This is a genomic window from Viridibacillus sp. NPDC093762 (genome assembly GCF_050279675.1).
Taxonomy (GTDB): domain Bacteria; phylum Bacillota; class Bacilli; order Bacillales_A; family Planococcaceae; genus Viridibacillus.
Genome location: NZ_JBNNUK010000001.1, coordinates 1 through 24,919 on the forward strand (window position 1 = coordinate 1; position 24,919 = coordinate 24,919).

Here is a 24,919-nt window from a genome sequence, read left to right on the forward strand (position 1 = left end):
CCGTAAGGGTAATTGTTTGGACAACGCAGTCATCGAAAACTTCTTTGGCTTATTAAAATCTGAACTCTTGTACCTACAAGAATTTGAATCCATGATGCATTTTGAACAGGAGCTCGCCGATTATATTCACTATTACAATCACAAACGAATGAAGGAAAAATTAAAAGACCTAAGCCCGGTGGAATACCGAACTCAGGTCTTAGAAGCTGCTTAAATAAATATGTCTAACTTTCTTGGGTCAGTTCAATATTAGGGTCCTGCTTTTTGTTTACCTTTATCGTAAAATCTGAAAGCAAAAATAGGGAGATTAAAAAAGCAATTCCCGTAGCATTAAACTGTTGCTTATTCTCAAGTAAGAGTATGGTTTAGAGTTGAATGACTTGAAAGGGAGTTACGATATTGAAGGGATATTTACCAAGTTTCAAAGTGATTTTCATCTCCATAGGAGCGATATGGTAGATTCAATTCCAGAAGTCATAAGAATTTCACCGTGTGGCCAGACAAGATTGAAAAGCAGAGAAATGAAAAAGGAATCTCCTACACTTAGAAGATTCCTTTTTTGAATATTAAACTAATAGAGCAAATAACGTACTATCATTGTTCACTTCTTTAAATGAGAAACCGTTAAGTTTCATACGACCAAGCAAACCAGCATAATCTTCAGGACGTTTTAACTCGATACCTACAAGTGCTGGACCACTCTCTTTATTGTTTTTCTTCGTATATTCAAATGTTGTAATGTCATCATCTGGACCAAGTACTTCACCAAGGAACTGACGAAGTGCACCTGCACGTTGTGGGAAATTGACGATGAAATAGTATAACAAACCTTCATGAATTAAAGATTTTTCTTTAATTTCTTGCATTCGACCGATATCATTGTTACCACCGCTAATAATACAGACTACGGATTTCCCTTTAATCTGGTTCTGATAAGCATCCAGTGCCGCAACCGGTAAAGCGCCCGCTGGTTCAGCAATAATTGCATGCTTATTGTATAAGCTTAAAATGGTCGTGCATACTTTACCTTCAGGAACGGCAATAATATCATCAACATACTTTTTACAAAGTGCATATGTAGTGTCTCCAACACGTTGTACAGCAGCACCATCAACAAATTTTTCGATATGATCTAAGGCAACAGGACCACCGTGAGCAAAAGCTGCTTTCATACTCGCAGCACCACCTGGCTCAACCCCGATAATTTTAGTCTGAGGGGAAAGGTTTTTAATATAGGCAGATACGCCGGCAATTAAGCCGCCCCCACCAATACTACCAAATACATAGTCAATCGGCTCTTCAATATCATTCATCACTTCTACGGCAACGGTGCCTTGTCCAGAGATTACATCTATATCATCGAATGGATGAATGAAAATATGTTCTTCAGCCTTTGAAAATGCCTGCGCACTTCTAGCAGAATCATCAAAAGTATCGCCTGATAAAATAACTTCTACAAATTCACGACCAAACATTTTCACCTGTTCAATTTTTTGAGAAGGAGTAGTTGTTGGCATGAAAATATGTCCACGGATGCCTAAATTTGCACAAGCATATGCAACGCCTTGCGCGTGGTTGCCTGCACTTGCACAAACAACACCTTTTTCACGTGCATCATTCTCGATACTTTTAATTTTATAATAGGCACCTCGTAGTTTAAAAGAACGTACATGTTGTAAATCTTCACGTTTTAAATAAACGGTACAACCATACTTTTCAGATAAATATTCATTTTTTTGTAATGGTGTGTGTGCAACAACATCTTTTAAAAATTGATAAGCAATTAGTACATTTTCCACCTGAACGGTTTTCACATCTGATACTGTCATAATTATTCGTCTAACCTCCGATTCCTTAAAATGCATTTATTCATTTTAACATATTATTCAATATGAATGGACTAAATATTAAGTTAATTCTAAATGTTTCGTGACTTAGTGTTTAAGCGGGCAAAAAAACGTTTCCAACTAGCTTTCAGTTATAATAGAAAGAACAGTATGAATGAACGGAAAGGATTACGAGTACAAATGAATTTCTTTGATAAAATGCAACAACATACGGGTGTTTCATTAAATAATATACAAAAACAGGCAGTTCGATATTCCGATGGTCCATTGCTATTGTTAGCATCACCCGGTTCTGGAAAAACAACAACTTTGAATATGAAAATTGGCTATCTATTACTAGTGAAGAAAATACCAGCACAAGCGATCTTAGCCATTACATTTAGTAAAGCATCCGCACAAGATATGGCACAGCGCTTCGACCAATTCTTTGGCAAACTTACACATGAAAAGGTTCATTTCTCTACTATTCATAGCTTTGCTTTTCAAGTAGTACGAGAATACTTTGCAAAGCAACGCATAAATTTTCAACTAGTGGAGGGAGGCAATGACGTCCCACTTCATAAAAAAATAATTCTTCGAAATATATTTACGGAGATAAAGGATACAAATCCAACTGAAGATGAAATGGATGAGCTCCTTACTTATATCAGCTATGTAAAGAATCGTATGCTTTCAAGTAAGCAGCTAAGTACCGTAAAATCCTCCATCTCAAGCATAGCCGATATGTATAAATCGTATGAACAATTCAAAACGAAAAACCCGCAACATCCACTCCTAGATTTTGACGATATGCTTACGTACTGCTTACGTATTTTACAAGAGGATGAACAAATTCGTACGAAATATCAGCGCCGTTTTGAATATATTTTAACGGATGAAAGTCAGGATAATTCCGTAATACAGCATGAAATAATTACGATTTTAGCAAAACCACAAAATAATCTTTGCGTTGTAGCTGATGATGACCAATCTATTTTCATGTGGCGTGGATCGGATGTCCAAAAGTTATTAGAATTCGAAAAGAATTATCCACAAGCAAAGATTTTAACAATGACTCAAAACTATCGCTCCACACCAGAAATCGTGAAAATAGCAAATGACTTCATCAAACGAAATCCAAAGCGCTTTACGAAGGAAATGTTCACGGAAAATCCATCTGGTGAATCAATTGAAATTCACAATATGCAGCGCTATGAGTTACAACTGAACTACGTCATTCAAGAAATTGAGAAAAGTAGTAATCCGCAAGAAACGGCCATCTTATACCGTAATAATTCTTCGGCCATCCGATTAGTGGATAAGTTAAATAAAGCAGGTTTGCCATTCTATATGAAAGACGTAGATTTGAAATTTTTCCGACATTGGATTGTAGAAGATATTATCAATTTCATGCGCCTTTCCTATAATGATTCACGTGTAGACATTCTTGAGAAAGTCCATACGAAGATGAATGCATACATTACGAAAAAACAAATGATATATTTAAAAAATAATAATGACAAAACTTCAGTTTTTGATCAGCTTCAAACTGTCCGACACGCAGACTATCAGGAGCAGGCATTGAATAAAACGAAGAAGTTAATTAAAAAGATAAATATATTAGATCCAGAAGAAGCGATTAAAATCATCCGTAAGAATCTAGGCTATGAAAAATCGATTCGTAACACGGCTGAGCACCTTGGCTTTAATGAGGAAGGATTATTAGGTGTTCTAAATCAACTAGAGCATATTGCGATTGGTCTACCAAATCTTGAAGCATTCGCAAAACGCTTAAAAGAATTAGAGGAAATTATGAAAACGTCTTGGTCAAACAAAGGGCGTGATGTAGTTACTTTATCTACATTGCATAGTGCAAAGGGGCTTGAGTATGACACCGTGTATATGATTGATCTAGTTAATGGCATTATTCCTTCAAAGGATGATTTAAAACAACAGGACGAGGATAATAGCGAACCAATAGAAGAAGCTGTTCGCCTCTTTTACGTAGGGATGACTCGTGCACGCAAGCATTTGGAGTTGCTTACTTACCATTTAAAAGATGATGAACATGTAGAGGAGTCTCAGTTCTTAAAACAAGTGCGCCGTTTAGTAAAGGGGAAGGAATTAGTGAAAAAGGAAGTTGGTTATCCAGAAAGTAAACCTGCTCGAGATATTCCCGTAAATGCCATTACTAAAAAAGAAGATTTGCAGTTGAATAGTTATGTTGAGCATCATGTGTTTGGTAAAGGTGAAATACGAGAGCTAAGTGGACAAGCAATTGGTGTTGAATTTGAATCTGTGGGTTATAAGAAATTTATGATTGATATATGTTTAAAACAAGGGTTTCTTTGTAATATAGAGGAGTAGTTATCTATTTGTAACTACAAAAAAAGGAAGATTTAATAAACTTATTTTTTAAACCGCAGTTGATATTAAAGATAAATTATCTATAAATAAAATGGTGTACGAATTCGGAAATAATTATTTAAAGGTTAATTAATATATAAAGTAGTAGTTAAATAAATAAAAAGCAGAACAGCCTTTTACATAGGACTGTCCTGCTTTTGTTATTAAAAAATTAAATGACCGATACCGGCGATAATTGGTAAAGAAATCAAAGTACGTAATAAGAAAATAATCATTAACTCGAAAAAGTTAAGAGGAATCTTCGTACCAAGGATTAAGCCACCAACCTCTGACATGTAGATTAACTGTGAAACAGAAACACCGGCTATGACAAAGCGTGTTAGGTCTGACTCAATACCAGAACCAAGAATAGTAGGTAGGAACATATCAGCAAAACCAACAACCATAGTTTGTGCAGCTTCAGCAGCTTCAGGTATTCCTAGAACTGTTAAAATGGGTTCGAATGGCTTCCCTAAGAAAGTGAATATACCAGTAAACTCGGCAAGCATTAATGCTACAGTACCAAATGCCATAACAATCGGTGCAACACCAAACCACATATCTAAAACGTTTTTAAAGCCATCCACGAAAAATTTACTGAAATTACGATTACGTTCAGCTGTATTTAATGCATTTTCTAAACCATGTGTAACCATATTATAACCTTCTGGCAATTTCTCACGCTCAAGATTAAGAGGTTGTCCATTAATATAAGTATTCTTTTTCTTAGAAAGGGGATAAATACGTGGCATGATTAATGCTAACACTAAGCCACATAGAACAACCGCACCGTAAAAAGGAATGAAATACTCACCTAAATGCACTGTATCAATTACAACGATACAAAATGTGATGGATACGATTGAAAACGAAGTCGCGATAATCGCAGATTCTTTTTGTGTATAGTTGCCTTCTTCATATTGACGACTAGTTAAGAGGACACCAATTGTACCATCACCTATCCAAGAAGCTAAAGCATCAATAGAAGAACGTCCAGGAATTTTGAATAATGGTCGCATAATTTTAACCATCATTGTACCGAAGAATTCAAGTAATCCGAATTCAGTTAAAAATGGAAGTAGTAAGCCTGCAAATAAGAAAATCGTGAATAGGAAAGTCACAAGACCACCGTCTGGATCCATCAACAGTCCACCTGTATTTTCATCACGGATTGCACTCGGTCCAAAATCTTGTACAACCATGAATGCAAAGACAAAACCAAGTACACGTGCGATTGTCCAAAACCAATTTACACGGAATATCTCATCAAACATTGTTGGTTTTTCAGGATTCTTTTGCGGAATAAAGTGATAAGCAACAGAACCTAATGCTGCGATGAAAAATACGATAACCGTGAACCAGGAAATGAATGATACTAAAGATCCCGCAAGTAAATTCGCCAAAATCGCAATAGGAACCTTCCAGCCATCAGCTGTCTTAAGTGGCGTCATAAATAAGAATACGCCAATCAGTGACGGGATTATAAATAGTAGCCAAGTAGATATAGGGAATTTTTTCATTTTATATTAAATACCTCGTTTTATAGTTGAATATTTATTCATCATAAAGAATTTACATTCAGATGTAAATAGTTTGGGTAATAGACGTACTTTTCAGACAATAACGAATATGAATCCTTCTATTTGCTTATTAAAAATAAAAAATCCCCTAGCAATCTTTTACTAAAAAGTTTGCTAGGGGAGAGGTTGTTTTTTTAAAATTGATCTTCAAAATCTTCATGCCAGCGATAGCTGAAGAAACGTTCATAAGTTAACCAGTTCTCAGCTTCTGGTTCACCTGCTTCTAGACGCTTTTCATTTTCTTCAAGCATCCAAGCAGTTTGAGAAATATGAGCGCGCATTGAGCCAAGTTTTTGCTCGCGTACGTCACGAATATTATTGACAATATCCGGTTCTCCAAGACCTTCGCCGGTGTTATTTGCAAATGCTACAGCATGTAACTTCGGACGTTGCTCAATAGGCATACGACGTACAGCACGCACAACAGCACGAGCAGTTGCTTCATGATCAGGGTGAACAGCGTAATTTGGATAGAATGTGATAATTAACGATGGATTCAATTCATCGATTAAACCAGTCATCATTTGTACCATTTTCTCATCATCTTCAAATTCTACTGTTTTATCTCGTAAGCCCATCATACGTAAATCTGTAACGCCCATTGCTTCGCATGAAGCGATTAATTCTTTTTTACGGACTAAAGGTAAAGTCTCACGTGTCGCGAATGGGGGATTTCCAAGATTACGTCCCATTTCGCCAAGTGTTAAGCATGCATATGTGACAGGGGTACCTTGATTGACATAAGTTGAGATGGTGCCAGAAACACCAAATGCTTCGTCATCAGGATGCGGGAATACGACAAGTACGTGTCGTTCAGGTTGTAGTGTCATCTGAATCACTCCTTAATTAATAAGTAAATGGTGTTTCGCTAATTTCAAGTGCTACTGCTAATTTGCCGTCATAGTCATGTCCAGCCATTAACAGACGATTCTGTTCATCTATTTCAAAGTGAGTAATGCCTTGAGCATAAACCCAGCCATGATCCATTTTCAAACCAACGCGGTGAGGAACATCTGCTGTAACTTTACCCAATTCATATTGAAGTTTAACGTTACGGATAAATGCACCAGCGTTGAATACTTTTTCATTGAAATGAGAGGCATAAGCCCCATTGGTTGTCTCTAAATGTATATAAACATCTTTATTCGCAAAGGAATTAAGAAGTTGTTGAAGCTTTTCTATTTGTACTATTTCCATTTAAATTCTCCTTCCAACAGCTAGCAATCTAATCTCTAGTATAGAGAATAATTCCTGCGAATGCGATTCGAAAGCTCAAAAATTATATTTTCTTTATATGCTTTGTAAGAATTAAGCTGAAAGTTGTATCTATAGAAGCAGGGCAAGAAAAAATTGTTCCTTTATTTAAAAGTGAATGATTTATTATTACGTTCTTTTAAATAAGGACAACCTGTTTATATAAAAGAAATGCTTTTTTTGCATAAAGAACTGTTGTCCCATCATAAATTCCTAGACAGCGTTTAAATATGAAAAGATATACATAAAAACCTCCGCAATAATTGAAATTGCGAAGGTTCTATTATTCGATATTAAACTTCAGTAGTAGTGATTTTCTGAGTACCATAAACGCCTTTTGCACCATGCATAACAGGGCCTACGAATTGATTTAGTTTCCAGCCATGTTCAATTGCAGCAGCAACGAAAGCTTTTGATTCGAAAACAGCTTCTTTTACAGATAAACCGTTTGCTAGGTTAGCTGTAATAGCAGCTGCAAAAGTACATCCAGCACCGTGGTTATATGTAGTATCTACTTTATCAGCTTCAAGCAGGATGAATTTTTCACCATCTGAGAATAGGTCGATAGCTTTTTCATGTTGTAACGCTTTACCGCCTTTGATAATAACGTTTTTAGCGCCAAGTTCATGGATTTTTTGTGCTGCGACTTTCATTTCTTCAATTGTTTTTGGTGTACCTGTTCCAGCCAATTGTCCAGCTTCAAAAAGATTTGGTGTTGTAACAAGTGCTTGTGGTAGAAGGTATTTAATCATAGCTTCAACGTTTCCTGGATTTAATACCTCATCTTCACCTTTACATACCATTACAGGATCGATAACAACATTTGTTGTGCCAGAGTTTGCAATTGCTTCACCAGCTACTTGAATAGCTTCTTCAGTTGAAATCATCCCTGTTTTTACTGCATCCACGCCAGTAGAAAGAGTTGTTTTTAACTGAGCTTTAAGAACATCGATTGGTAATGTATATACACCATGAGACCAATTATTGTCTGGATCCATTGTAGCAACAACAGTCACTGCACACATACCGTATGTGCCATGCTCTTGGAAAGTTTTTAAATCAGCTTGTAAACCTGCACCACCAGAAGCATCTGTTCCGGCGATTGTTAGTGTTTTTTTTAGTGACATTGAAATAGACTCCTTTTATGAAAAACTTATTTTATTAAACTTTCCGAATATAAAAAATGTAATTGAATAGTCCTATTATAACGAAATAACTGGCTAGAATGAAATGGTCAAAAACTAACTTTTTGATAAGGTCAGTTTGGATTTCTATTTAGGTAACTGATCTGCATTTATAATTCTTCGGATAATAATAATCCCACCTAAACAAAGTAAACCTACTATGGTAGCTGCTATGTAATGTCCCTTTTGTATAAATCCAATTAATAAAAATAGAAAAAGGAAAATAATTAAAGCGAAAAAAATATAAAAACAACCCAAGCCAAACGATTTTGCATGCTCTGGCACGTGTTGACCACTGTCAGCTACATTTGCAATTCTTTTCACTTTTTCTCGCCATTGTAAATCAGCCATTCCACCAACTCCCTTCCATTATATTACTCTAAAATGATTTTAAATAATATTGCCGTTAATCACCAGATTCAATCGACTGTATTAATAGAGCAGAAACTTTTATAATAGGAGTGAACATAGTAGAATAATGTCGAATTGAATATCAGGAATAGTAAATTCCTTTTAAGATTAATAGAAGAGAGGGATTAAGGTGACTTCAAATAAGAAAATACGAGAGCTTGAGAAGATGTTAAAAGAATTAAAGTCAGAAGAACAATCTGCCACAATTCTCGATTCTCCAGATTCTCTTTACTATAGGAAAGATAGAAAAAAGGGCTTTATACGGAAATTTTTAATACCTAAGTTCTTTATGCAATGGTATGTGTGGGCAGCTATTATTGTCTTAGCGCTATTAATAATCATTCCGATTGCAACTATGAACATTATTAAAGGTAGTACATTCACAGAAAATAAAGGTTCAATCATGGAACGTATTCAAAATTTAAATGAACTAACAACAGCTGAGGCATATACAAAGATCATGATTGAGCGCTCTGATAATAAACTTTTTGGTAAAGAGATTGGTGTAAATTTACCTGGAACTAAAAGAGAGTTATTAGTTGTTATACCTGGTGGCGTTAAAGCAGGTGTAGACTTTTCAAAGATTACCGAAAAAGATATTGAATTAAATGAAGAGAAGAAAACAGCTACAATTACATTGCCAAGTGCAAAAATACTAGGGGAGCCTCAAATAGACTTTGATCATGTTCAAGTCTTTTCAAGTGAAGGTCTGTTCCGAGAAAAAGCAGATATTAGCGAAGCATACGAACTTGCTAATGAAGCAAAAAAACTAATGATTGAAGAAGCAACCACTCAAGGGGTTATTGATACAGCAAAAAGTAACGCGCAAAGTTCCGTCGCTGATATGTTTGCGCTTGTCGGATATGATGTGACAGTCGAATTTAAGGAGTAGAAAAGATGACAAAGCAAATTTTAGACAACGATTGGCAGCAAGTACTCAGTACAGAATTTGATCAGCCTTATTTTTTGCAGCTTCAGGATTTTTTGGAAAAGGAATATGCCACACAAACAATCTATCCTTCCAAATCTGAGGTATGGAACGCTTTTCGAAATACATCATACGATAACGTGAAGGTTGTCATTTTAGGTCAAGATCCATATCATGGAGCAGGTCAAGCACATGGCTTGAGCTTTTCTGTTAAACAAGGTGTAAAGCATCCACCAAGTTTGCAAAATATGCTGAAGGAACTGGAGTCGGATTTAGGCTTTCCGATTCCATCAGACGGTACATTAACAAAATGGGCAGAGCAAGGTGTGCTCATGTTAAACACCGTCTTAACGGTGCGTGAAGGACAAGCTCATTCGCATAAAAAGCAAGGCTGGGAGCAATTTACAGACACAGTTATTCAAAAGCTATCAGAACGTGAACAACCTATTATATTCGTCCTTTGGGGTAAACCAGCGCAACAAAAAAAACGACTGATTGATACAAGTCGTCATGCGATTATCGAAGCCCCTCATCCAAGTCCGCTTAGTTCATACCGGGGCTTTTTCGGTAGTAAACCATACTCTAAAATTAATGCACAGCTCCGAGAGTGGGGAGTATCACCAATAGATTTTGATATAACGAAATAACCATTCGGAAAACCGTTCTTTTTGTGGAGAATGGTTTTTATTTTGAGTAAGGATTTAAGCAACAGGTGAATGAGGTGTACTCGAGTTGGTTTTAATATGGAAGAATCGGATTTTTAGGACGTGAATATTCTGCTAAATAACAAAGGGGCTAGTTAGCGCAACAAAGGGGCTAGTTAGCGCAACAAAGGAGCTAGTTAGCGCAACAAAGCCCCAAGTTAGCACAACAAAGCCCCAACTTACCGCAACAATCACCCCCAGCAACTACTTTCCTTCTCTAAACGGACGTCTTTAGCATTAAAGTCAATAACCCGTCACTTTATGGTTTGATATAATCATGGTAAAGTGAAGTATGAAGAGGGGGAGCGTCATGCAAGAGAGTTGTTTTAAATGTAGGCATTTCTATGTGACTTGGGATCAAAGGAGTCCTAGAGGGTGTCGAGCATACCAATTCAAAAGTAAGGAGCTACCTTCTGTAATCGTAAAAAGGTCCTCGGGTCTTGAGTGTTTGAAATTTGAGCTGAAGCAGGGAGGAAACGTCTAATGATTTCGCATGAATTAATTGTTACTGAAATTGACAAACATTTATTGCAGGCAAAGCATGCTCAAAATGAGCAGGAAATTCGTGAAGCACTTTCTGCGGTTCGAGCGTTATGCGATGTTGTGCTAGCTAAATCTTCAGAAACTATAGCAAGACCACTTGAAATGCAAAATAGCCAAGTAGTTCAAGCACAAAATATACAATCATCACAACAGATGATGCAGACGCAGATACCAGCTGCCATTACTACAAACAAGCTTCATGAAGAGGATGCAAATGGTGACTCGATTTTTGATTTTTAGAAAAGGAAGTGTCAAAAGAGGATGAGATTTTTTATTATTTCAGGAGCTGTGAACGCATTCATCGCAGTGGCACTGGGTGCTTTTGGAGCACATGCACTTGAAGGGAAATTATCCGAGCATTATGCAGCAGTATGGGATACAGCTGTACACTATCAAATGTTCCATGCATTAGGGTTAATCGCAATCGGTATATTAATGAGTTCTTCATTAATTGGGCCAGTTACTCAGCTTTCACGTGCTGGATATTTAATGCTAGCAGGAATCGTATTTTTTGCAGGTAGCTTATATGTTCTATGCTTAACAGGTGTAGGCGTTTTAGGGGCTATTACACCAATTGGTGGAGTTCTATTCCTAGCTGCTTGGGTAATGGTTATTCTAGCTACTCTTAAACATGTTTAATTTTAACAGAAATCCTACTTGCTAATTTATCAGGTAGGATTTTTTAGTAAAGGTCGGTACTTTATTAAAAATACGTCTTATTTTTTTAATAAAATATAGAAGATGAGGTGATGAAATGGTAGTAAATCAAAGAGGTATAAAAAGCTATATTTGGATGGCGTTACTTTTACTTGTTCTTGCAACGAACTTTGCATTATATCGGACGCCATTGTCGGAAGTTTTTTTATCAGAGGAAACAAAAGGAGTTATTCTAGGGAGTCTTTTTGATTTAGCAATTGTCACACCGTTATTAATCATCGCAATTGATCGAAAAAATAAATTTACTATTAAACGTTTCATAATGTTAATGGCAGGCGGATTAATTTGCGCAAAGCTATTAATACCAGCCCAGCATCTTGCGCCATTTGTCGGGTTCTCTTATGTAGGTTTTGCTATAGAAGGCTCTATAATTTTACTTGAGCTCAGTTTGATTGGATTACTATTTTTCCTCATGCCTGCAGTCATTCGAGAAGTACGAACCTATGATGAAAGTTTATTATTTGCCTTTCCAAAAGCTGTACAAAAACAGGTATCTAAGCAACGAATTGTACAAATGATTATCTCAGATTTACTTATGTTTTATTATGCTTTTGCTTCATGGAAAAGACCTATTCTAGTAGCACCTAACACCTTCACTTTACACAAAAAATCTAGCCTACTAGCCTTTCAAATTATGCTAATACATGCGATAGTAATTGAAACATTAGGCATCCATTGGTGGCTTCACGAAAAATCAATGATTCTCTCCATTATTTTACTCATATTGAATGTATATAGCGTTGTTTTCTTTCTTGGGGATATACAAGCAGTACGTTTGAATCCAGTACGTCTTAAAAAGCAGAAATTATATTTATCATTAGGTCTTGTAAAACAGATGGAACTTTCATTAGACGACATTAAGTCGATCACAACTGATCAAGAAGAACTCGAGAAGAAGCTTAATTCTAAAACAACGATTGAATTTGTTGCAAGAGACTTTGAAGAAGTGCACCCACATATGATTTTAGAATTAAAAAAACCATGTACAGCATCTTTGTTAATGGGCTTTAAAAAGCAATATTCACGTGTCGCTATTCGTCTTGATGATCCAATAGCCTTCAAACAAGCATTACAACAGCATTTAATTAATGAATAAAAAGACAAAAACCCTTCCGATTATATGGAAGGGTTTTGCTATTTACTGAGATTGATTAAAATAAGCTAATTCCTCATCAAATTCTGCATAATCAAAGTAAATCATAGGGAAGAGATATCGGTGATTCGTTCTGAGATCACGTAAAATGACATGATCGCGTCCAGCCGCCTCCACGACACCGCGTACATTAATCGTATTTTTTCCAGCTTCTATTGCATGCTCAAACGAAAAGTGAAAATTCCCCGGCTTCCCACGGTTTAGTCGTAAAATATTTTCAATATAAGATTCCTCACGCACTGGTAAACCCGGTGGTCTACCACCACTTGGAATTGTCACTTGGGGAGGAATCTGTTGATAGTTAGGTGTCCAATAATACTGGACCATTCATTCATCCTTTCTAACTGTTAAATTTGCGGACAATCACTTTCACTAGGAGAGAAGAAGCAATGCGACTTAAAACGTCCAGAATTCCATTGACCATACCATTGATCAGGACAGCCACTTTCAGGTCTGGAAAACCAAAGCGGGCGAGTCGCAAGGTGAAACCTTTCACCGTTAATTACTCTACGCGCCAAACGTTTATCTTGTTCACGTGCACGTTGATAAAAGTACCCCTTCTGCGTTGCTTCAAATCCACCTGGACTTTGAAAGACCATTTGCTCAATTGTTCGAATATCAGTAAAATCGAGACAGCTAGCAAGTACCCTGTTCACACTAACATTGCCAACCATCAGCATACCAAGCTCACCTTCGCCTTCTGCCTCAGCTCGCATCAATCTTGCTAGTAACTCTAGTTGTTTTTCCGTCGATTGTATGACAGGTATTGCAAGACCTCCTCATTAAAATATATGCAATATTATGAAAATAAGACCGCGTATTCATGTATAATGAAAAAAATATCTATTTAGGGAGATGTATTTCATGAATGAAAGTGCACTTGCGATTCAGACAAAATTACAATCGTTAGGTTTCGATAATCAAGTAGTAGAGTTACCTGATAGCGCACGTACAGCACAAGAAGCTGCAGATGCGATAGGATGTACAGTTGCACAAATTGCTAAATCAATCATTTTTCGTATGAAAAATACTAATACACCACTTTTAGTTGTTGCAAGTGGTATTAATCGTATAAATGAGAAGCATATTGCCGAAGTTGTAGAAGACAAGCTTGGTAAAGCTGATGCAGAATTTGTTCGTGAACATACAGGCTTTGTAATCGGAGGAGTAGCTCCCATCGGACATGTATCAGAAATTCAAACCTTAATTGATGAAGACCTTTTTCAATATGATACAATTTGGGCAGCAGCGGGTCATCCCAAGGCTGTGTTCCAGCTAACTGCTGATGAACTCTTACTGCTCACCGGCGGCAAAATTGTCGCAGTTAAATAATAAGAGGACAAAACTCACGAAACCTCAGAGAAAGAAGTGTCATATATGCATTTTGTTTTCGATTTGGATGGTACGATTTGTTTTAAAGGCCAGCCAGTCACAGAACCTATACTACAAAGCTTAGAGCAACTTACAACAAGTGGACATGAGGTCGTTTTTGCATCTGCACGTCCGATACGCGATTTAATGCCTGTACTTCATAAAAGGTTTCACGGATATAAAATGATAGGTGGGAATGGATCACTTATTTGTCAAAATGGAAACATTAAACAAGTAGCGCGATTTAGCCCAACAATATTAGTTAAGTTAAAGGCATTATTAGAAAAGTATCAAGCAACGTATTTAATTGATGGCGACTGGGATTATGCCTATACGGGACCTGCAGATCACCCAATATTAAATAATCTTAATCCTCATAATTTAGCAGAAAAGAAACCGCTTGAAAAACTAAATTCGATTATTAAAATGCTTATTTTGACCTCTTGTAATATGGATGCACTTCATGAAGATTTGAAACAACTAGATGTTATCATTCACTTACATAGAGATGAAGGGATATTAGATATTAGTCCAACAGGTATTCATAAATGGAGTGCCTTGAAGCAACTTCATATTTCTTCAGGTAGCTATATTGCATTTGGGAATGATACTAATGATATCTCAATGTTCGAACATGCCCATCATGCTGTTATGATAGGTCATCATGAAATTCTTGCACCATATTCTGATGAAGCTATTACGAATGATGTGAATGTTGAACAGCAAATTATAGAAAAATTAGCAGAATTCAACGTTAGATATGCATAATATACGTTAAATTTTTTTTTGATAAAACAGAAAAAAACAGCAAACTATTAAAAGAAGGAGCTTGCTGTTTTTTATACTATTGTTGAAGACTGTTGGCCTTTCGACATTTTGTTCCAGTTATAATAACCGAAGATTAAGTTGAATAGGAATGCAATCCACATGAGCCATTGCTCAGCATATCGCATCTCCAAAATTTCGGTTTTAATAAAGTGTATATTTAAAGGTTACAAGTGAAAAGACACATTTGAACATAAAAAAGAAAGCTCAATAAAATAAAGAGCTTTCATTAAAAGATAGAAAATTAAACTGTTAGAAGTTTCACTAATTTTTCGTTGTCTAAAATATTACCAACGAAGAATGCGCCGAACTCTGCATAACGAGCACTTACCTCATCAAAACGCATCTCATAAATTAGTTTTTTGAATTGTAGTACGTCTTCAGCAAATAGAGTAACGCCCCATTCATGATCGTCAAAACCGACTGAACCCGAGATGATTTGTTTAACTTTACCTGCATAGCTACGGCCGATTAAACCGTGACTTCGCATTAATTCTTTACGCTCGTCCATTGGTAGCATATACCAGTTAGCGCCTTCTTGACGACGTTTATCCATTGGATAGAAACAAATATGATTCCAACGAGGTAACTCAGGATATAAACGAGAGCGTACATGTGGATTTTGGTACGGATCTTCGTCAGAGTCTTTTCCTGCAAGGTAGTTTGAAAGCTCAACAACTGAAACATAAGAGAAAGAAGGAATTGTGAAATCAGCAATTGCTAACTTGTTGAATTCGGTTTCAAGCTCTTGTAATTCTTCCATTGTTTCGCGTAATGTCATAAGTACGAAGTCTGCTTTTTGACCTACGATTGAGTAGAAAGCATGGCTTCCTGTTTTCGCAAGGTCAGCTTCGTTAATTTTTTCTAGATATTTAATGAACTCTTCAACCGCTGCTTGACGCTCTTCTTCAGAAACTAGTTTCCAAGAAGCCCAGTCAATTGAACGGAAATCATGTAATACGTACCAACCATCTAGTGTTTGTGCTGCTTCGATCATTGTTTATGGACACTCCTTTTAGTGAGAATCATTCTGCATTAGTTTAGCATAAAAAAGGAAAATAAGTATCGCTATTGCTTGAAAGTCATGAATTTGACATGAGAAAGTTGACCGATTCGTGTATGCTAGTGAAGAAAACATTATAGTCCAGGAGAATAAAAATGTTAACATACTTACAGCAAAAAACATGGCGTTTTTGGGATCAATCCGTGAGTGGTATTGGACACTCACCATTAGAATCATTTGCTGCTGATGATACATTGTGCCATTTAGTTGGCCAAGACATGTCATCAGCAACAGTCCGCACATGGGTGCATGATCGTTCAGTTGTACTTGGCATTCAGGACCATCGCCTGCCACATATTGTAGATGCTATGAATTTATTGGCGGAAAAAGGTTTCACGCCAATTGTTCGTAATTCAGGTGGGCTTGCAGTTGTGTTAGATTCAGGTGTTTTGAATATTTCCATTGTACTGTCTGAACAGCATTCAAAAATCGATATTAATACAGGCTATGAAGTGATGTTAGAACTCATCAAAGCATTATTTCCAAAAGCTGCAGAACATATTGAAGCATATGAAATCATTGGTTCATACTGCCCAGGTTCGTATGATTTAAGTATAGGTGGCAAGAAGTTTGCAGGCATCTCACAACGTAGATTACGTCAAGGTATCGCCGTCCAAATCTATCTATGCATAGAAGGCAGTGGAGCAGAGCGTGCCAGTTTAATAAGGGATTTTTATAAAATAGGTTTGCAGGGTGCGCAGACAAAATTTGAATATCCACAAGTACGTCCCGAAGTTATGGCTTCCTTATCTGAACTCTTAAATGAAAAATTGACAGTTCAAAAAACCGTTATAGATTTACAAAAATTATTAATGGATCTTAGTGATGAACTACAAATTGGTTCATTACAGCAAGAAGAAATGGAACTATATAGTTTCTATTTGAATCGCGTGTTTGAACGAAATAAAAAGATGTTAAGTGAGTAACCAAGAAAAAACAAACCCGACTCGCAAGCGGGTCGGGTTTTGGTATGGGATTAAAAAAGATGGAGTTAAGTAGTAAAAGAGTAGCGACAAAGTCTCTCACAGAAATACTACCATCTTATTAACCCTATTAATTCGTAGGTGTTTCTTTAACAACTAAATTCCCGTTACGTTCCATAGTGAAAACGGGAGCGATATGCTCTTCCTCTTCATCTAGTGTTATCATACGGCGAGCGCGATTCATAATCTGAGCAAATTGCTCGTAATCTTTGCGCATGTGGCGATTCTCCTTCTCTAGCTTGTTAAGTTCAGCTTCTAAACGAGATACTTTTTCATTAGCCACATTAGCCAAATGGCGCCATCTTGTAGTCTCAGAATCATTGCCACTACCCATATGTTGTAAGCGCATTAAATAAGCTATGACAACATCAAGTGATAGAGATGATAGAGGAATAGAACGTTGTTGCTCAGTAACACCATTACTCTCATTACTTCCACTAGTAGGTAATACGTAGATTCCTGTATTTCGGCGACGTACGGTTTGACCGAATACACGCATACGCTCCTTGCGTTCCTTTTTAGCTCCTGCTAATTCATTTTCATAGATTTTACGAACGACAGCATTCCAACGAAAGCCACATGCAGCTGCAGTTCTATTCAGGGCATCTCCCGCTTCTTCAAAGGCATTTAATTGTGTACTTCCTTCTTTAACATGTCGAATAACTGCTTCTGCTAATAATTCATCGTTTTCTTTTAACCAAGCATCTTGTCTGATTTTTACCATTTTATAACCTCCTATAATGTTGATAGTCTCAGCGTGGTCAATTTCTCTATTTTTTATTCACAAACTTGCAAAATATTATGCTAGATGTTGTTGTAAAGGCTTTTGTAACGAAAAGAAAAGAGAATGCTATGAGACAATGGCCTATTATAAGCTTGAAGGAACGGCCATAAATACGATACAATGACTGTTAGACTTCAGATTCAAATATAGAAAGGGTTGTAGACAGATGGCAAACGAATTCCGAGTTTGCGATGAATGTCAGGCCGTTAATTTAAAAACATTAATCCCGAAATTAAAAGAAATCGATGCTGATGCTTCAGTTGATATCGCATGTCAGTCATATTGTGGTCCTGGACGAAAGAAAACATTTGCATTCGTCAATAATCGTCCTTGTGCTGCATTAACAGAAGAGGAATTAATGGAAAAAGTACGCGCCAAATTAAAATCACAAAATCGTTTATAACAGACGATTAGAATGTTGATATGACAATCATTATAGTAATTCGAGCAACAAACTGTAGACTGCTTAGCATAGGAGTTAGTTCATAAACTTACTAAGTTCCTAGCTTGAAGTCAGACTTTAGCCGCCTTTCCGAAAGGTGGTTTTTTCATTTATACTTGTAATTAAAGTTGTATTTCGATAGGAATTCGAGAGTAATTTACTATAAGTAATTTTGTGTATAAGTAAGTATGCTTTGTTTTTATAATTCAAATAGTGGATAGTTAATAGGTTAGCTGGTCATCAATAGAGTTTGTGTCATTCTTTCAATTCGTTTTTTATAATTCGTTATATATTTTCAACAAATCAATACAAACAGCGGAAGTGGGGTGTCTTATGAGTTACGCGACAGCAAAGTTAGAAGAAGAAAAAGTATTTAAGGACCCAGTCCATCGCTATGTACATGTTAAAGATCAGGTGATTTGGGATTTAATTGGCACAAGGGAATTTCAAAGATTACGCCGTATTAAGCAACTCGGTACGACTTATTTAGTGTTCCATGGTGCAGAGCATAGTCGATTTAATCATTCACTTGGTGTTTATGAGATTGTCCGTCGAATGGTCGATGATGTGTTCAAGGGTAGACCAGAATGGGATGAAAGTGAGCGGCTTGTCGTACTTTGTGCTGCATTATTGCATGATTTGGGACATGGACCTTTTTCACATGCTTTTGAACATGTTTTTGACTTGGACCATGAGGAATTCACTCGCCATATTATTTTGGGAGATACAGAAGTCAATCAAGTACTCAGTCGCGTTGCGGCTAATTTCCCATTAAAAGTATCGAATGTCATTGCAAAAACGTATGAAAATAAACAAGTTGTCAGTATGATTTCAAGTCAAATCGACGCTGATCGTATGGATTACTTACAACGGGATGCTTATTATACTGGTGTCAGTTATGGTCACTTTGATATGGAACGCATATTGCGCGTAATGCGTCCACGAGAGGATCAAGTGGTCATCAAATCAAGTGGTATGCATGCAGTAGAAGATTATATTATGAGTCGTTATCAAATGTATTGGCAGGTTTATTTTCATCCTGTATCACGGAGTGCTGAAGTAATTTTGACGAAAATTTTACATCGTGCGAAAGCTTTAAGTGAAACAGGTTATTCATTCTTATATGAACCTACGCATTTTCAAGCATTTTTTGATGAAAATATTGAACTTGAAGATTATCTAGCTTTGGATGAAAGTATTTTGCTGACATATTTCCAACTTTGGATGCGTGAGACGGATCCTATTTTAAGCGATTTAAGCAGACGTTTTGTGAACAGAAAATTGTTTAATTATGTAGAAATTGACCCTGCCAAAGATTATCAAAAACTACGTGAACTTGAGAATTTATTCCGAAAAGCTGGTATTGACCCGCAATACTATTTAGTTTTAGATTCATCTTCAGATTTACCATATGATTTTTATCGTCCGGGTGAGGAAGAGGAGAGGTTACCGATTCATCTTTTAATGCCGAATGACGAAATCCGTGAATTATCGAGATCATCTGATATCGTCGATGCCATATCCGGAAAACGCCGAACGGATCATAAATTATATTTTCCAGAAGATATTTTACTAGAGAACGGTAAGAAGAAAATACTTAGAAAACAAATATTAGAAATATTAAAAGGTTAATAACCTCCCGGAAGGAGATTTAAAAGTGCTAGAAGAACACGCAAAAGTCGTACAATTTGTGTCATTAGCAGGTCAAGTCACTGGTCGTAAAAAATTACAAAAGATGGTCTATATAGCAAAGAAAATGCGATTTCCATTTCAAGAAAAATACCAATTTCATATATATGGTCCTTACTCCGAGGAGCTAACTTTACGAGTTGAAGAGCTTTGTAATATGGGCTTTCTAACGGAAGAAAAAGAGGATAAGGGGTCATATGTACAATACTGCTATGCAGTTACGGATGAAGGGACAAGTTTTTCTACTATGTTAGGTAAGCAACATGAAAAGCTACCAGAAGTAATTAATATGATGAATGATAGAAGTGCACGTTTTCTAGAGCTTGTTTCAACGCTGCTATATTTTGATGAACTTACAAAAGAAGAGCAAATTGAAAAGGTACATGTGGTAAAAGGGAAGTTGAACTTCACTGAAGAAGAGCTAACAGATGCCTTTGAATTTATAACACAACTTGCAACAGTATCACTTCAGTAAGAAAATCCCCAAAAGTGGGGTTTTTTTTTATACAAAAAAAGCCATCCCTAAAAAGCGACAGCCCTACTTACGATAATTATATTATTAAAGATCGCTCTTACGTACGCCACCAACAGCGAAGTGTGATTTTTGCATTTCTTCGATGATAATTGAGATGTTTTCTTTTGGTGCATCTACAGATTCGGAAATTGCAGCTGTTACCTTTTCAACCAAATCACGTTTTTGATCGTCTGTGCGACCTTCAATCATTTTTATTGTTACTATAGGCATAAAGAGTCCTCCTCATTTAAAATATAGTGTATATTCGTTATAATAACAGAACGGAGGGATTTTGCGAATGACTAATGAAGAAAAACCAAAACCAAAACAAAAATTAGGATTTACGATTATTAAAAATGATCCAACAGACGGACATAAAGGATTTGGCGTAGGTTCTTTAACTCTTGAGAACGTATCACCAGTCATCATTGATATTGAAGAAAAAAAAGCTACTGTAGAAGTAGGGGCTATGCATGCACGTAGTGATGTTGAAAGAGGTATTAAATTTACAACGAATCGAGAAGATTCAGCAGGCGGTAAACCATATTGGCTAGTATGGGTGACAATTGATCATAAGGAAGGCGGAGCTTACTTTGCTGGTGTAACGGCTTGTGAGATGGTTGTCAATAGGGAAAAACGTCGTGGTTATAAAATTTTAGCAGACCATGTCAATAAAATGGATAAATCGATGAAGCGTCATATCATTGTAGAACATATGGATGAAGAGTCAAAACAAGTGCTAGGCGAGTTTTTACGCGACTTTAACGAGAAAATGTGGTCTTTAAGTTCAGAACAATTACGTGAAGAATTAGCCTTCTAAAATTTTGGGAACAATTGAACAAAGTGTGACATTTATAAAGCAGTTTCAATACATAGTTGAAACTGACATTGAAAGGCAGTACACTTTAACTACAACTTAAGAAAGTAAGCTAGGACATCTGGTAACCGACTATATATGAGAGACATGCGGCATTTTGACAAACCCAAGCCGAATGCCCCATGTAGCTCATATTTTCGAGAACCAAAAAACTGCATCTTTCTAAGGATAACGGACTCCTTAGAAGCTGCAGCTTTTTTTATTTATTCAAATAGTGAAAAAGGAAATAGATGCCAAGATGTTTCGTCTTTTTTCGTTAAATCACTAACAATACTTGGATCTGTACATAACTTTTTTGGAATATCTTTCTTTTTCATATATACAAGTCGTTGTTTATCACAACTTGATGTTGCAAGACCACCTGTTTTTACATCGACAATTACGCCTTCAATATTATCGGGTGCCATAAATGGCTCACTAGGTAATCCTTCATGTGCCTTTTCCATAAAATCAATCCAAATTTGTTTTGTAGCTCGTGAATCTTCTGTACTTGTCATCTGTTTGCCTTTATCGTAGCCATTCCAAACACCAGCAGTTAAAGAAGGAGTAAAACCAATCATCATTTGATCGGTTAAAGTTGTACCGGATTTTGCTGCATAAGGTCTAGTTTGTTTGTTACGAATTGAAATCCCAGTTGCAGGTGCGTAATCATTAAAGACTGGATCGAACATACCAGTCATCAACTGTGTGATTAAAAACGCATCATCTGAATTAATCACTTGTTTCTTTTTCTGTTTCTTTTCTGCTTTATAAATAACTTTCCCATCTGCATCTGTAATTGAAATAATCGTTGTTGGTTTCTTTTGAACACCTTTTGCCGCTAATGTGTTATAAGCAGAAGTTAAATTCATTAAGCTTACTTCAGAAGTACCAAGAGCTACTGCCGGTGAATTTTGTAATTTACTTTGGATGTTAAATCGCTCCAGTACATTATTGAATGCTTTATAGCCGATTGTTTCAAACGTTTTCACTGCATAGATATTATCAGATATAGCAATTGCTTGTGCCAGAGACATTGGGTGATCCGCAAATTCGCCATTTACATTTTTGGGCTCGTACTTAGAGCGTCCATCATCATAAGTGAAAATGGTAGGGCTAGTATCCATAAACGTTAAAGGAGTATAACCTTTCTCTAGTGCAGCACTATACAAAAATGGCTTAATAGCAGATCCAGGTTGCCTTTTAGCTTGTGTCACCCTATTGAATGTACTTGTTAAATAATGCCGTCCTCCAACTAGAGAAGTAATATAACCTGTAGATGGATCCATACTGACGAAGCCAACTTCTAGTTCATCATTTGGTAACGATTTCTCAACGGCTTCCTCAGCAGCTTTTTGATGGAAAGTGTTCAATGTTGTTTTGATTACCCAACCACCTTCTTCAAAGCGACGGCCTTTCTCAGTCAGTATATCTTTTGCTTCCTGCCAAGCTGTATCTAAAAAGTATGGTGCTAGTGATTTCGAATTTTCCCATTCCTCATATTTAAAATCAAGAGTTTCATTCTTTGCTCTCTCTTTTTGTTCTTCAGAAATAACATTTTGGTTAGACATTAAACTTAATATTAATTGTTGACGACCTATTGATTTTTCTTTATTTACTGCAGGGGAATAAATGCCTGGTCCTTTTGGAATCCCAACTAGCAAAGCAGCTTCAGAAAGTGTTAAGTCTTTTGCTGATTTCCCGAAATAAAATCTACTTGCAGCTTCTATACCGTACATACCATGTCCAAAGTAAACAGTATTTAAATAGCCTTCCAAAATCTTATCCTTATCATAAAAGACTTCCAAACGGTATGCATAGAGTGCTTCATTAGCTTTTCTTAACCAAGATTTCTCATGAGATAAATATAAATTACGAGCATACTGCTGCGTAATTGTACTCGCTCCTTCAACTTTGCGCATTGCCTTAACATCTTTCAATAATGCGCCTGCAATACGGGTGTAATCAAAACCGTTATGCGAATAGAAATTTTTGTCCTCAGTTGCAATAAGTGCTTCTGCAACAAAAGGAGAAATTTCATCTAGGTTTACCCAGTAGCGACGTTCCATAGAAAATTTATCGCCAGCTCGATGCCCATCCGCATCTAAAAAAACGGTTGCCTTCGGAACAGCGAGAGAAGGCGCACCTGCAATTTGCGCGTATATTCTGAGTGACAGCAATACTGTTAAAAAAGCTGAAATACCTACGACACTCCACATAAGAGTGCGTTTCCAGCGTTTATTCACCCTTCTTTTTCGCCAATAGTCTGCTCGATTCATAAGAACAGCTCCGTTCCACCAATTTAGCGATAGTATGTGATGATTCTATGTAAAATAAACGGACGAAAAAAAATAAAAAGGATGAATTTGGTAAATTTTTGCGGTAACAAAAAACGCTAAGAAAAGGGTGAATTTTCGTAGCGCTTTATTAAAATAATATTAATTATTCAATTGATTAAAGTGAACGAGTTGGTTGGAACCTCTTGCTATAGCTTGCATGATGGCCTTATCTGCCGAAAATGCGAGATCCTTTGATGTATTACCGTTGTCAGGATATGAACAAATACCGATGGAAACCGTAATAGGAATTACATGACCAGTGGACACAACGAGTGGTGTTTTGGCAATTTGTGATTGAATTAATTTTGCATAATGTATGCCATAAGCAGGCGGAGAGTCTTTGCAAACAATATAAAATTCTTCACCACTAATTCTAGCAGCTTCCGCATCAATCGTTTTCACATAGTTTTTTAACTGTGTACCAATTTGTTGTAAGATTTCATCACCAACAGGATGACCATACGTTTTATTAACTTTTTTAAAAGAGTCAATATCAATTAATATCAATGAAAAAGGAACATTATTAGAGAGTAAATCATCTATTATTTGCTGGAAGCGTCGGTTATTCGGCAGACCAGTTAAATAATCTGTTTCTGCCATTTTTTCAGTTTCTCGCATACGATTAAACTGATTTCGAATTGATTTTAATACAAGTAAAGTTATGTAAAATGACAAGATATAAAAAAGTGCAGTTTGAATAACATTTTGTAAGCCATGTGTCCAAGTATCTGAAAGAATATAGAAAACAATGCAAACTTGGAAAACGATATAAGTGAAATAGAAATAGATATTGCGGAATGTAATTGGTTTTTTTATTGAAATTAATGTGATAACACCACCAATTACTAAAATATTTAGACCTGCAAAAATAGACGTTTCTGACAATCCAAACACATAAATTCGAAAAATCCCAATGATGAGCGAGGACAGAGCGATAGCAATTGGACCTCCGAGCAATCCACTGAGTAAGATACTAATAAAACGACCATCACTAATAATATCATTTTGGTAATGTACAGCCGTGCCCATCAAAAGTAAACCGGTAAGTCCAGCTACAAGACCGACAATCCAAGGTTGCAGCTCTATAAAACTATCTTGATAAGGTTCTAAAGACTCGTATAACCAAAATGAAAATATAACAAAAGTAAATAAAATCGAAAAATTAATGATTAATTCGAGCAACATATAGATTCTCTCCTACCATTTTATCCCTCCATTATAACATTCAATTTTACAAGAAAAATGAAAATAATTATGTATCCGCTATAAAACGACAAATGATAGTTCGAGCGAGTGATTTTAAAGAATCCACTGTTTGTCCTAAATTTACTTGCACCTTGAAAAAAC

27 protein-coding genes are annotated in these 24,919 nt (G+C 36.3%); 14 read left to right on the forward strand and 13 right to left on the reverse strand.

Features of this window, described 5'->3' with window-relative positions; genetic code table 11:
* On the forward strand, positions 1–214 hold a 214-nt coding region (locus tag ACQKM9_RS00005), incomplete at its 5' end, for an IS3 family transposase (protein ID WP_427731516.1).
* Between the two features lie 352 nt (positions 215–566).
* Here ACQKM9_RS00005 and ilvA read toward each other — a convergent pair.
* Positions 567–1,829, reverse strand: coding sequence for a threonine ammonia-lyase IlvA (ilvA, locus tag ACQKM9_RS00010; protein ID WP_427731517.1), 1,263 nt, complete (start codon positions 1,827–1,829; stop codon positions 567–569).
* A 168-nt stretch (positions 1,830–1,997) separates the two neighbouring features.
* Between ilvA and ACQKM9_RS00015 the strand changes: the two genes are divergently transcribed.
* Positions 1,998–4,193 (forward strand): ATP-dependent helicase, encoded by a 2,196-nt coding sequence (locus ACQKM9_RS00015; RefSeq protein ID WP_427731519.1) that lies wholly within the window; start codon positions 1,998–2,000, stop codon positions 4,191–4,193.
* Between the two features lie 203 nt (positions 4,194–4,396).
* Here the strand turns inward: ACQKM9_RS00015 and ACQKM9_RS00020 are convergent, their stop codons facing one another.
* The 5 genes from ACQKM9_RS00020 to ACQKM9_RS00040 form a co-directional block, all read right to left on the reverse strand.
* Positions 4,397–5,752: a YjiH family protein gene (locus ACQKM9_RS00020; RefSeq protein ID WP_427731521.1), complete on the reverse strand. Its 1,356-nt coding sequence runs from the start codon at positions 5,750–5,752 to the stop codon at positions 4,397–4,399.
* A gap of 194 nt (positions 5,753–5,946) precedes the next feature.
* Positions 5,947–6,642, reverse strand: coding sequence for a bacillithiol biosynthesis deacetylase BshB2 (gene bshB2 / locus ACQKM9_RS00025; RefSeq protein WP_427731523.1), 696 nt, complete (start codon positions 6,640–6,642; stop codon positions 5,947–5,949).
* Between the two features lie 16 nt (positions 6,643–6,658).
* Positions 6,659–7,009 (reverse strand): YojF family protein, encoded by a 351-nt coding sequence (locus ACQKM9_RS00030; RefSeq protein ID WP_427731525.1) that lies wholly within the window; start codon positions 7,007–7,009, stop codon positions 6,659–6,661.
* A 350-nt stretch (positions 7,010–7,359) separates the two neighbouring features.
* Positions 7,360–8,193 carry a bifunctional hydroxymethylpyrimidine kinase/phosphomethylpyrimidine kinase gene (gene thiD / locus ACQKM9_RS00035; RefSeq protein ID WP_427731527.1) on the reverse strand — a complete coding sequence of 278 codons (834 nt, stop codon included), beginning with the start codon at positions 8,191–8,193 and terminating at the stop codon, positions 7,360–7,362.
* 144 nt (positions 8,194–8,337) lie between these two features.
* A complete protein-coding gene (locus ACQKM9_RS00040) occupies positions 8,338–8,601 on the reverse strand; it encodes a hypothetical protein (protein WP_427731529.1) in 264 nt (87 codons plus the stop codon).
* Between the two features lie 190 nt (positions 8,602–8,791).
* Between ACQKM9_RS00040 and ACQKM9_RS00045 the strand changes: the two genes are divergently transcribed.
* From ACQKM9_RS00045 to ACQKM9_RS00065, 5 genes are all read left to right on the forward strand, one after another.
* A complete protein-coding gene (locus ACQKM9_RS00045; RefSeq protein ID WP_427731530.1) occupies positions 8,792–9,553 on the forward strand; it encodes a DUF4230 domain-containing protein in 762 nt (253 codons plus the stop codon).
* A 5-nt stretch (positions 9,554–9,558) separates the two neighbouring features.
* Positions 9,559–10,236: a uracil-DNA glycosylase gene (locus ACQKM9_RS00050; RefSeq protein WP_427731532.1), complete on the forward strand. Its 678-nt coding sequence runs from the start codon at positions 9,559–9,561 to the stop codon at positions 10,234–10,236.
* A gap of 540 nt (positions 10,237–10,776) precedes the next feature.
* Complete coding sequence (locus tag ACQKM9_RS00055) at positions 10,777–11,076, forward strand: YwdI family protein (RefSeq protein WP_427731534.1); 300 nt, start codon at positions 10,777–10,779, stop codon at positions 11,074–11,076.
* Positions 11,077–11,097: 21 nt separating this feature from the next.
* On the forward strand, positions 11,098–11,475 hold the full coding sequence (locus ACQKM9_RS00060) for a DUF423 domain-containing protein (RefSeq protein ID WP_427731536.1): 378 nt from the start codon (positions 11,098–11,100) through the stop codon (positions 11,473–11,475).
* A 115-nt stretch (positions 11,476–11,590) separates the two neighbouring features.
* Positions 11,591–12,649, forward strand: coding sequence for a beta-carotene 15,15'-monooxygenase (locus ACQKM9_RS00065; protein WP_427731538.1), 1,059 nt, complete (start codon positions 11,591–11,593; stop codon positions 12,647–12,649).
* Positions 12,650–12,691: 42 nt separating this feature from the next.
* Here the strand turns inward: ACQKM9_RS00065 and gerQ are convergent, their stop codons facing one another.
* A complete protein-coding gene (gene gerQ / locus ACQKM9_RS00070; protein ID WP_427731540.1) occupies positions 12,692–13,033 on the reverse strand; it encodes a spore coat protein GerQ in 342 nt (113 codons plus the stop codon).
* A 20-nt stretch (positions 13,034–13,053) separates the two neighbouring features.
* Positions 13,054–13,422 carry a cell wall hydrolase gene (locus ACQKM9_RS00075; RefSeq protein ID WP_427732772.1) on the reverse strand — a complete coding sequence of 123 codons (369 nt, stop codon included), beginning with the start codon at positions 13,420–13,422 and terminating at the stop codon, positions 13,054–13,056.
* Between the two features lie 148 nt (positions 13,423–13,570).
* On the opposite strand from ACQKM9_RS00075, the gene ACQKM9_RS00080 reads away from it, so the two are divergent.
* Together ACQKM9_RS00080 and ACQKM9_RS00085 are read left to right on the forward strand one after the other, a co-directional pair.
* Positions 13,571–14,038: a YbaK/EbsC family protein gene (locus ACQKM9_RS00080; RefSeq protein WP_427731541.1), complete on the forward strand. Its 468-nt coding sequence runs from the start codon at positions 13,571–13,573 to the stop codon at positions 14,036–14,038.
* A 45-nt stretch (positions 14,039–14,083) separates the two neighbouring features.
* Positions 14,084–14,845 (forward strand): HAD-IIB family hydrolase, encoded by a 762-nt coding sequence (locus tag ACQKM9_RS00085; protein ID WP_427731543.1) that lies wholly within the window; start codon positions 14,084–14,086, stop codon positions 14,843–14,845.
* A gap of 301 nt (positions 14,846–15,146) precedes the next feature.
* On the opposite strand, the gene hemQ is transcribed toward ACQKM9_RS00085, so the two are convergent.
* Positions 15,147–15,899 (reverse strand): hydrogen peroxide-dependent heme synthase, encoded by a 753-nt coding sequence (hemQ, locus tag ACQKM9_RS00090; RefSeq protein WP_427731545.1) that lies wholly within the window; start codon positions 15,897–15,899, stop codon positions 15,147–15,149.
* Positions 15,900–16,060: 161 nt separating this feature from the next.
* Here hemQ and ACQKM9_RS00095 point away from each other — a divergent pair, with 161 nt between their 5' ends.
* A complete protein-coding gene (locus ACQKM9_RS00095; protein WP_427731547.1) occupies positions 16,061–16,891 on the forward strand; it encodes a lipoate--protein ligase family protein in 831 nt (276 codons plus the stop codon).
* Between the two features lie 127 nt (positions 16,892–17,018).
* Here the strand turns inward: ACQKM9_RS00095 and ACQKM9_RS00100 are convergent, their stop codons facing one another.
* Positions 17,019–17,672: an RsfA family transcriptional regulator gene (locus ACQKM9_RS00100; RefSeq protein WP_427731549.1), complete on the reverse strand. Its 654-nt coding sequence runs from the start codon at positions 17,670–17,672 to the stop codon at positions 17,019–17,021.
* A gap of 226 nt (positions 17,673–17,898) precedes the next feature.
* Between ACQKM9_RS00100 and ACQKM9_RS00105 the strand changes: the two genes are divergently transcribed.
* The 3 genes from ACQKM9_RS00105 (at position 17,899) to ACQKM9_RS00115 (ending at position 20,338) form a co-directional block, all read left to right on the forward strand.
* Positions 17,899–18,135 carry a DUF1450 domain-containing protein gene (locus tag ACQKM9_RS00105; RefSeq protein ID WP_038180139.1) on the forward strand — a complete coding sequence of 79 codons (237 nt, stop codon included), beginning with the start codon at positions 17,899–17,901 and terminating at the stop codon, positions 18,133–18,135.
* 372 nt (positions 18,136–18,507) lie between these two features.
* Positions 18,508–19,806 carry an HD domain-containing protein gene (locus ACQKM9_RS00110; RefSeq protein ID WP_427731551.1) on the forward strand — a complete coding sequence of 433 codons (1,299 nt, stop codon included), beginning with the start codon at positions 18,508–18,510 and terminating at the stop codon, positions 19,804–19,806.
* Between the two features lie 25 nt (positions 19,807–19,831).
* The gene (locus tag ACQKM9_RS00115; protein ID WP_427731553.1) at positions 19,832–20,338 is read left to right on the forward strand and encodes a YwgA family protein; all 507 of its coding nucleotides are present in this window, start codon (positions 19,832–19,834) and stop codon (positions 20,336–20,338) included.
* An 84-nt stretch (positions 20,339–20,422) separates the two neighbouring features.
* On the opposite strand, the gene ACQKM9_RS00120 is transcribed toward ACQKM9_RS00115, so the two are convergent.
* Positions 20,423–20,608 carry a 2-hydroxymuconate tautomerase gene (locus ACQKM9_RS00120; protein WP_427731554.1) on the reverse strand — a complete coding sequence of 62 codons (186 nt, stop codon included), beginning with the start codon at positions 20,606–20,608 and terminating at the stop codon, positions 20,423–20,425.
* Positions 20,609–20,675: 67 nt separating this feature from the next.
* On the opposite strand from ACQKM9_RS00120, the gene ACQKM9_RS00125 reads away from it, so the two are divergent.
* Positions 20,676–21,197 (forward strand): YwhD family protein, encoded by a 522-nt coding sequence (locus ACQKM9_RS00125; protein ID WP_427731555.1) that lies wholly within the window; start codon positions 20,676–20,678, stop codon positions 21,195–21,197.
* A 260-nt stretch (positions 21,198–21,457) separates the two neighbouring features.
* On the opposite strand, the gene ACQKM9_RS00130 is transcribed toward ACQKM9_RS00125, so the two are convergent.
* Together ACQKM9_RS00130 and ACQKM9_RS00135 are read right to left on the reverse strand one after the other, a co-directional pair.
* Positions 21,458–23,512 carry a transglycosylase domain-containing protein gene (locus ACQKM9_RS00130; protein ID WP_427731556.1) on the reverse strand — a complete coding sequence of 685 codons (2,055 nt, stop codon included), beginning with the start codon at positions 23,510–23,512 and terminating at the stop codon, positions 21,458–21,460.
* A gap of 159 nt (positions 23,513–23,671) precedes the next feature.
* On the reverse strand, positions 23,672–24,757 hold the full coding sequence (locus ACQKM9_RS00135) for a GGDEF domain-containing protein (RefSeq protein ID WP_427731557.1): 1,086 nt from the start codon (positions 24,755–24,757) through the stop codon (positions 23,672–23,674).
* Between the last annotated feature and the right edge of the window lie 162 nt (positions 24,758–24,919).

Coding starts and splice junctions, on each gene's coding strand:
- ACQKM9_RS00105 (WP_038180139.1), top strand. CDS start 17,899: ATGGCAAACGAATTCCGAGTTTGCGATGAATGTCAGGCCGTTAATTTA.
- ACQKM9_RS00050 (WP_427731532.1), top strand. CDS start 9,559: ATGACAAAGCAAATTTTAGACAACGATTGGCAGCAAGTACTCAGTACA.
- ACQKM9_RS00060 (WP_427731536.1), top strand. CDS start 11,098: ATGAGATTTTTTATTATTTCAGGAGCTGTGAACGCATTCATCGCAGTG.
- ACQKM9_RS00015 (WP_427731519.1), top strand. CDS start 1,998: ATGAATGAACGGAAAGGATTACGAGTACAAATGAATTTCTTTGATAAA.
- ilvA (WP_427731517.1), bottom strand. CDS start 1,829: ATGACAGTATCAGATGTGAAAACCGTTCAGGTGGAAAATGTACTAATT.
- ACQKM9_RS00095 (WP_427731547.1), top strand. CDS start 16,061: ATGTTAACATACTTACAGCAAAAAACATGGCGTTTTTGGGATCAATCC.
- ACQKM9_RS00135 (WP_427731557.1), bottom strand. CDS start 24,757: ATGTTGCTCGAATTAATCATTAATTTTTCGATTTTATTTACTTTTGTT.
- ACQKM9_RS00085 (WP_427731543.1), top strand. CDS start 14,084: ATGCATTTTGTTTTCGATTTGGATGGTACGATTTGTTTTAAAGGCCAG.
- ACQKM9_RS00120 (WP_427731554.1), bottom strand. CDS start 20,608: ATGCCTATAGTAACAATAAAAATGATTGAAGGTCGCACAGACGATCAA.
- ACQKM9_RS00130 (WP_427731556.1), bottom strand. CDS start 23,512: ATGAATCGAGCAGACTATTGGCGAAAAAGAAGGGTGAATAAACGCTGG.
- ACQKM9_RS00080 (WP_427731541.1), top strand. CDS start 13,571: ATGAATGAAAGTGCACTTGCGATTCAGACAAAATTACAATCGTTAGGT.
- ACQKM9_RS00125 (WP_427731555.1), top strand. CDS start 20,676: ATGACTAATGAAGAAAAACCAAAACCAAAACAAAAATTAGGATTTACG.
- gerQ (WP_427731540.1), bottom strand. CDS start 13,033: ATGGTCCAGTATTATTGGACACCTAACTATCAACAGATTCCTCCCCAA.
- ACQKM9_RS00020 (WP_427731521.1), bottom strand. CDS start 5,752: ATGAAAAAATTCCCTATATCTACTTGGCTACTATTTATAATCCCGTCA.
- ACQKM9_RS00055 (WP_427731534.1), top strand. CDS start 10,777: ATGATTTCGCATGAATTAATTGTTACTGAAATTGACAAACATTTATTG.
- bshB2 (WP_427731523.1), bottom strand. CDS start 6,642: ATGACACTACAACCTGAACGACACGTACTTGTCGTATTCCCGCATCCT.
- ACQKM9_RS00040 (WP_427731529.1), bottom strand. CDS start 8,601: ATGGCTGATTTACAATGGCGAGAAAAAGTGAAAAGAATTGCAAATGTA.
- ACQKM9_RS00110 (WP_427731551.1), top strand. CDS start 18,508: ATGAGTTACGCGACAGCAAAGTTAGAAGAAGAAAAAGTATTTAAGGAC.
- ACQKM9_RS00065 (WP_427731538.1), top strand. CDS start 11,591: ATGGTAGTAAATCAAAGAGGTATAAAAAGCTATATTTGGATGGCGTTA.
- thiD (WP_427731527.1), bottom strand. CDS start 8,193: ATGTCACTAAAAAAAACACTAACAATCGCCGGAACAGATGCTTCTGGT.
- ACQKM9_RS00100 (WP_427731549.1), bottom strand. CDS start 17,672: ATGGTAAAAATCAGACAAGATGCTTGGTTAAAAGAAAACGATGAATTA.
- ACQKM9_RS00030 (WP_427731525.1), bottom strand. CDS start 7,009: ATGGAAATAGTACAAATAGAAAAGCTTCAACAACTTCTTAATTCCTTT.
- ACQKM9_RS00075 (WP_427732772.1), bottom strand. CDS start 13,422: ATGCGAGCTGAGGCAGAAGGCGAAGGTGAGCTTGGTATGCTGATGGTT.
- hemQ (WP_427731545.1), bottom strand. CDS start 15,899: ATGATCGAAGCAGCACAAACACTAGATGGTTGGTACGTATTACATGAT.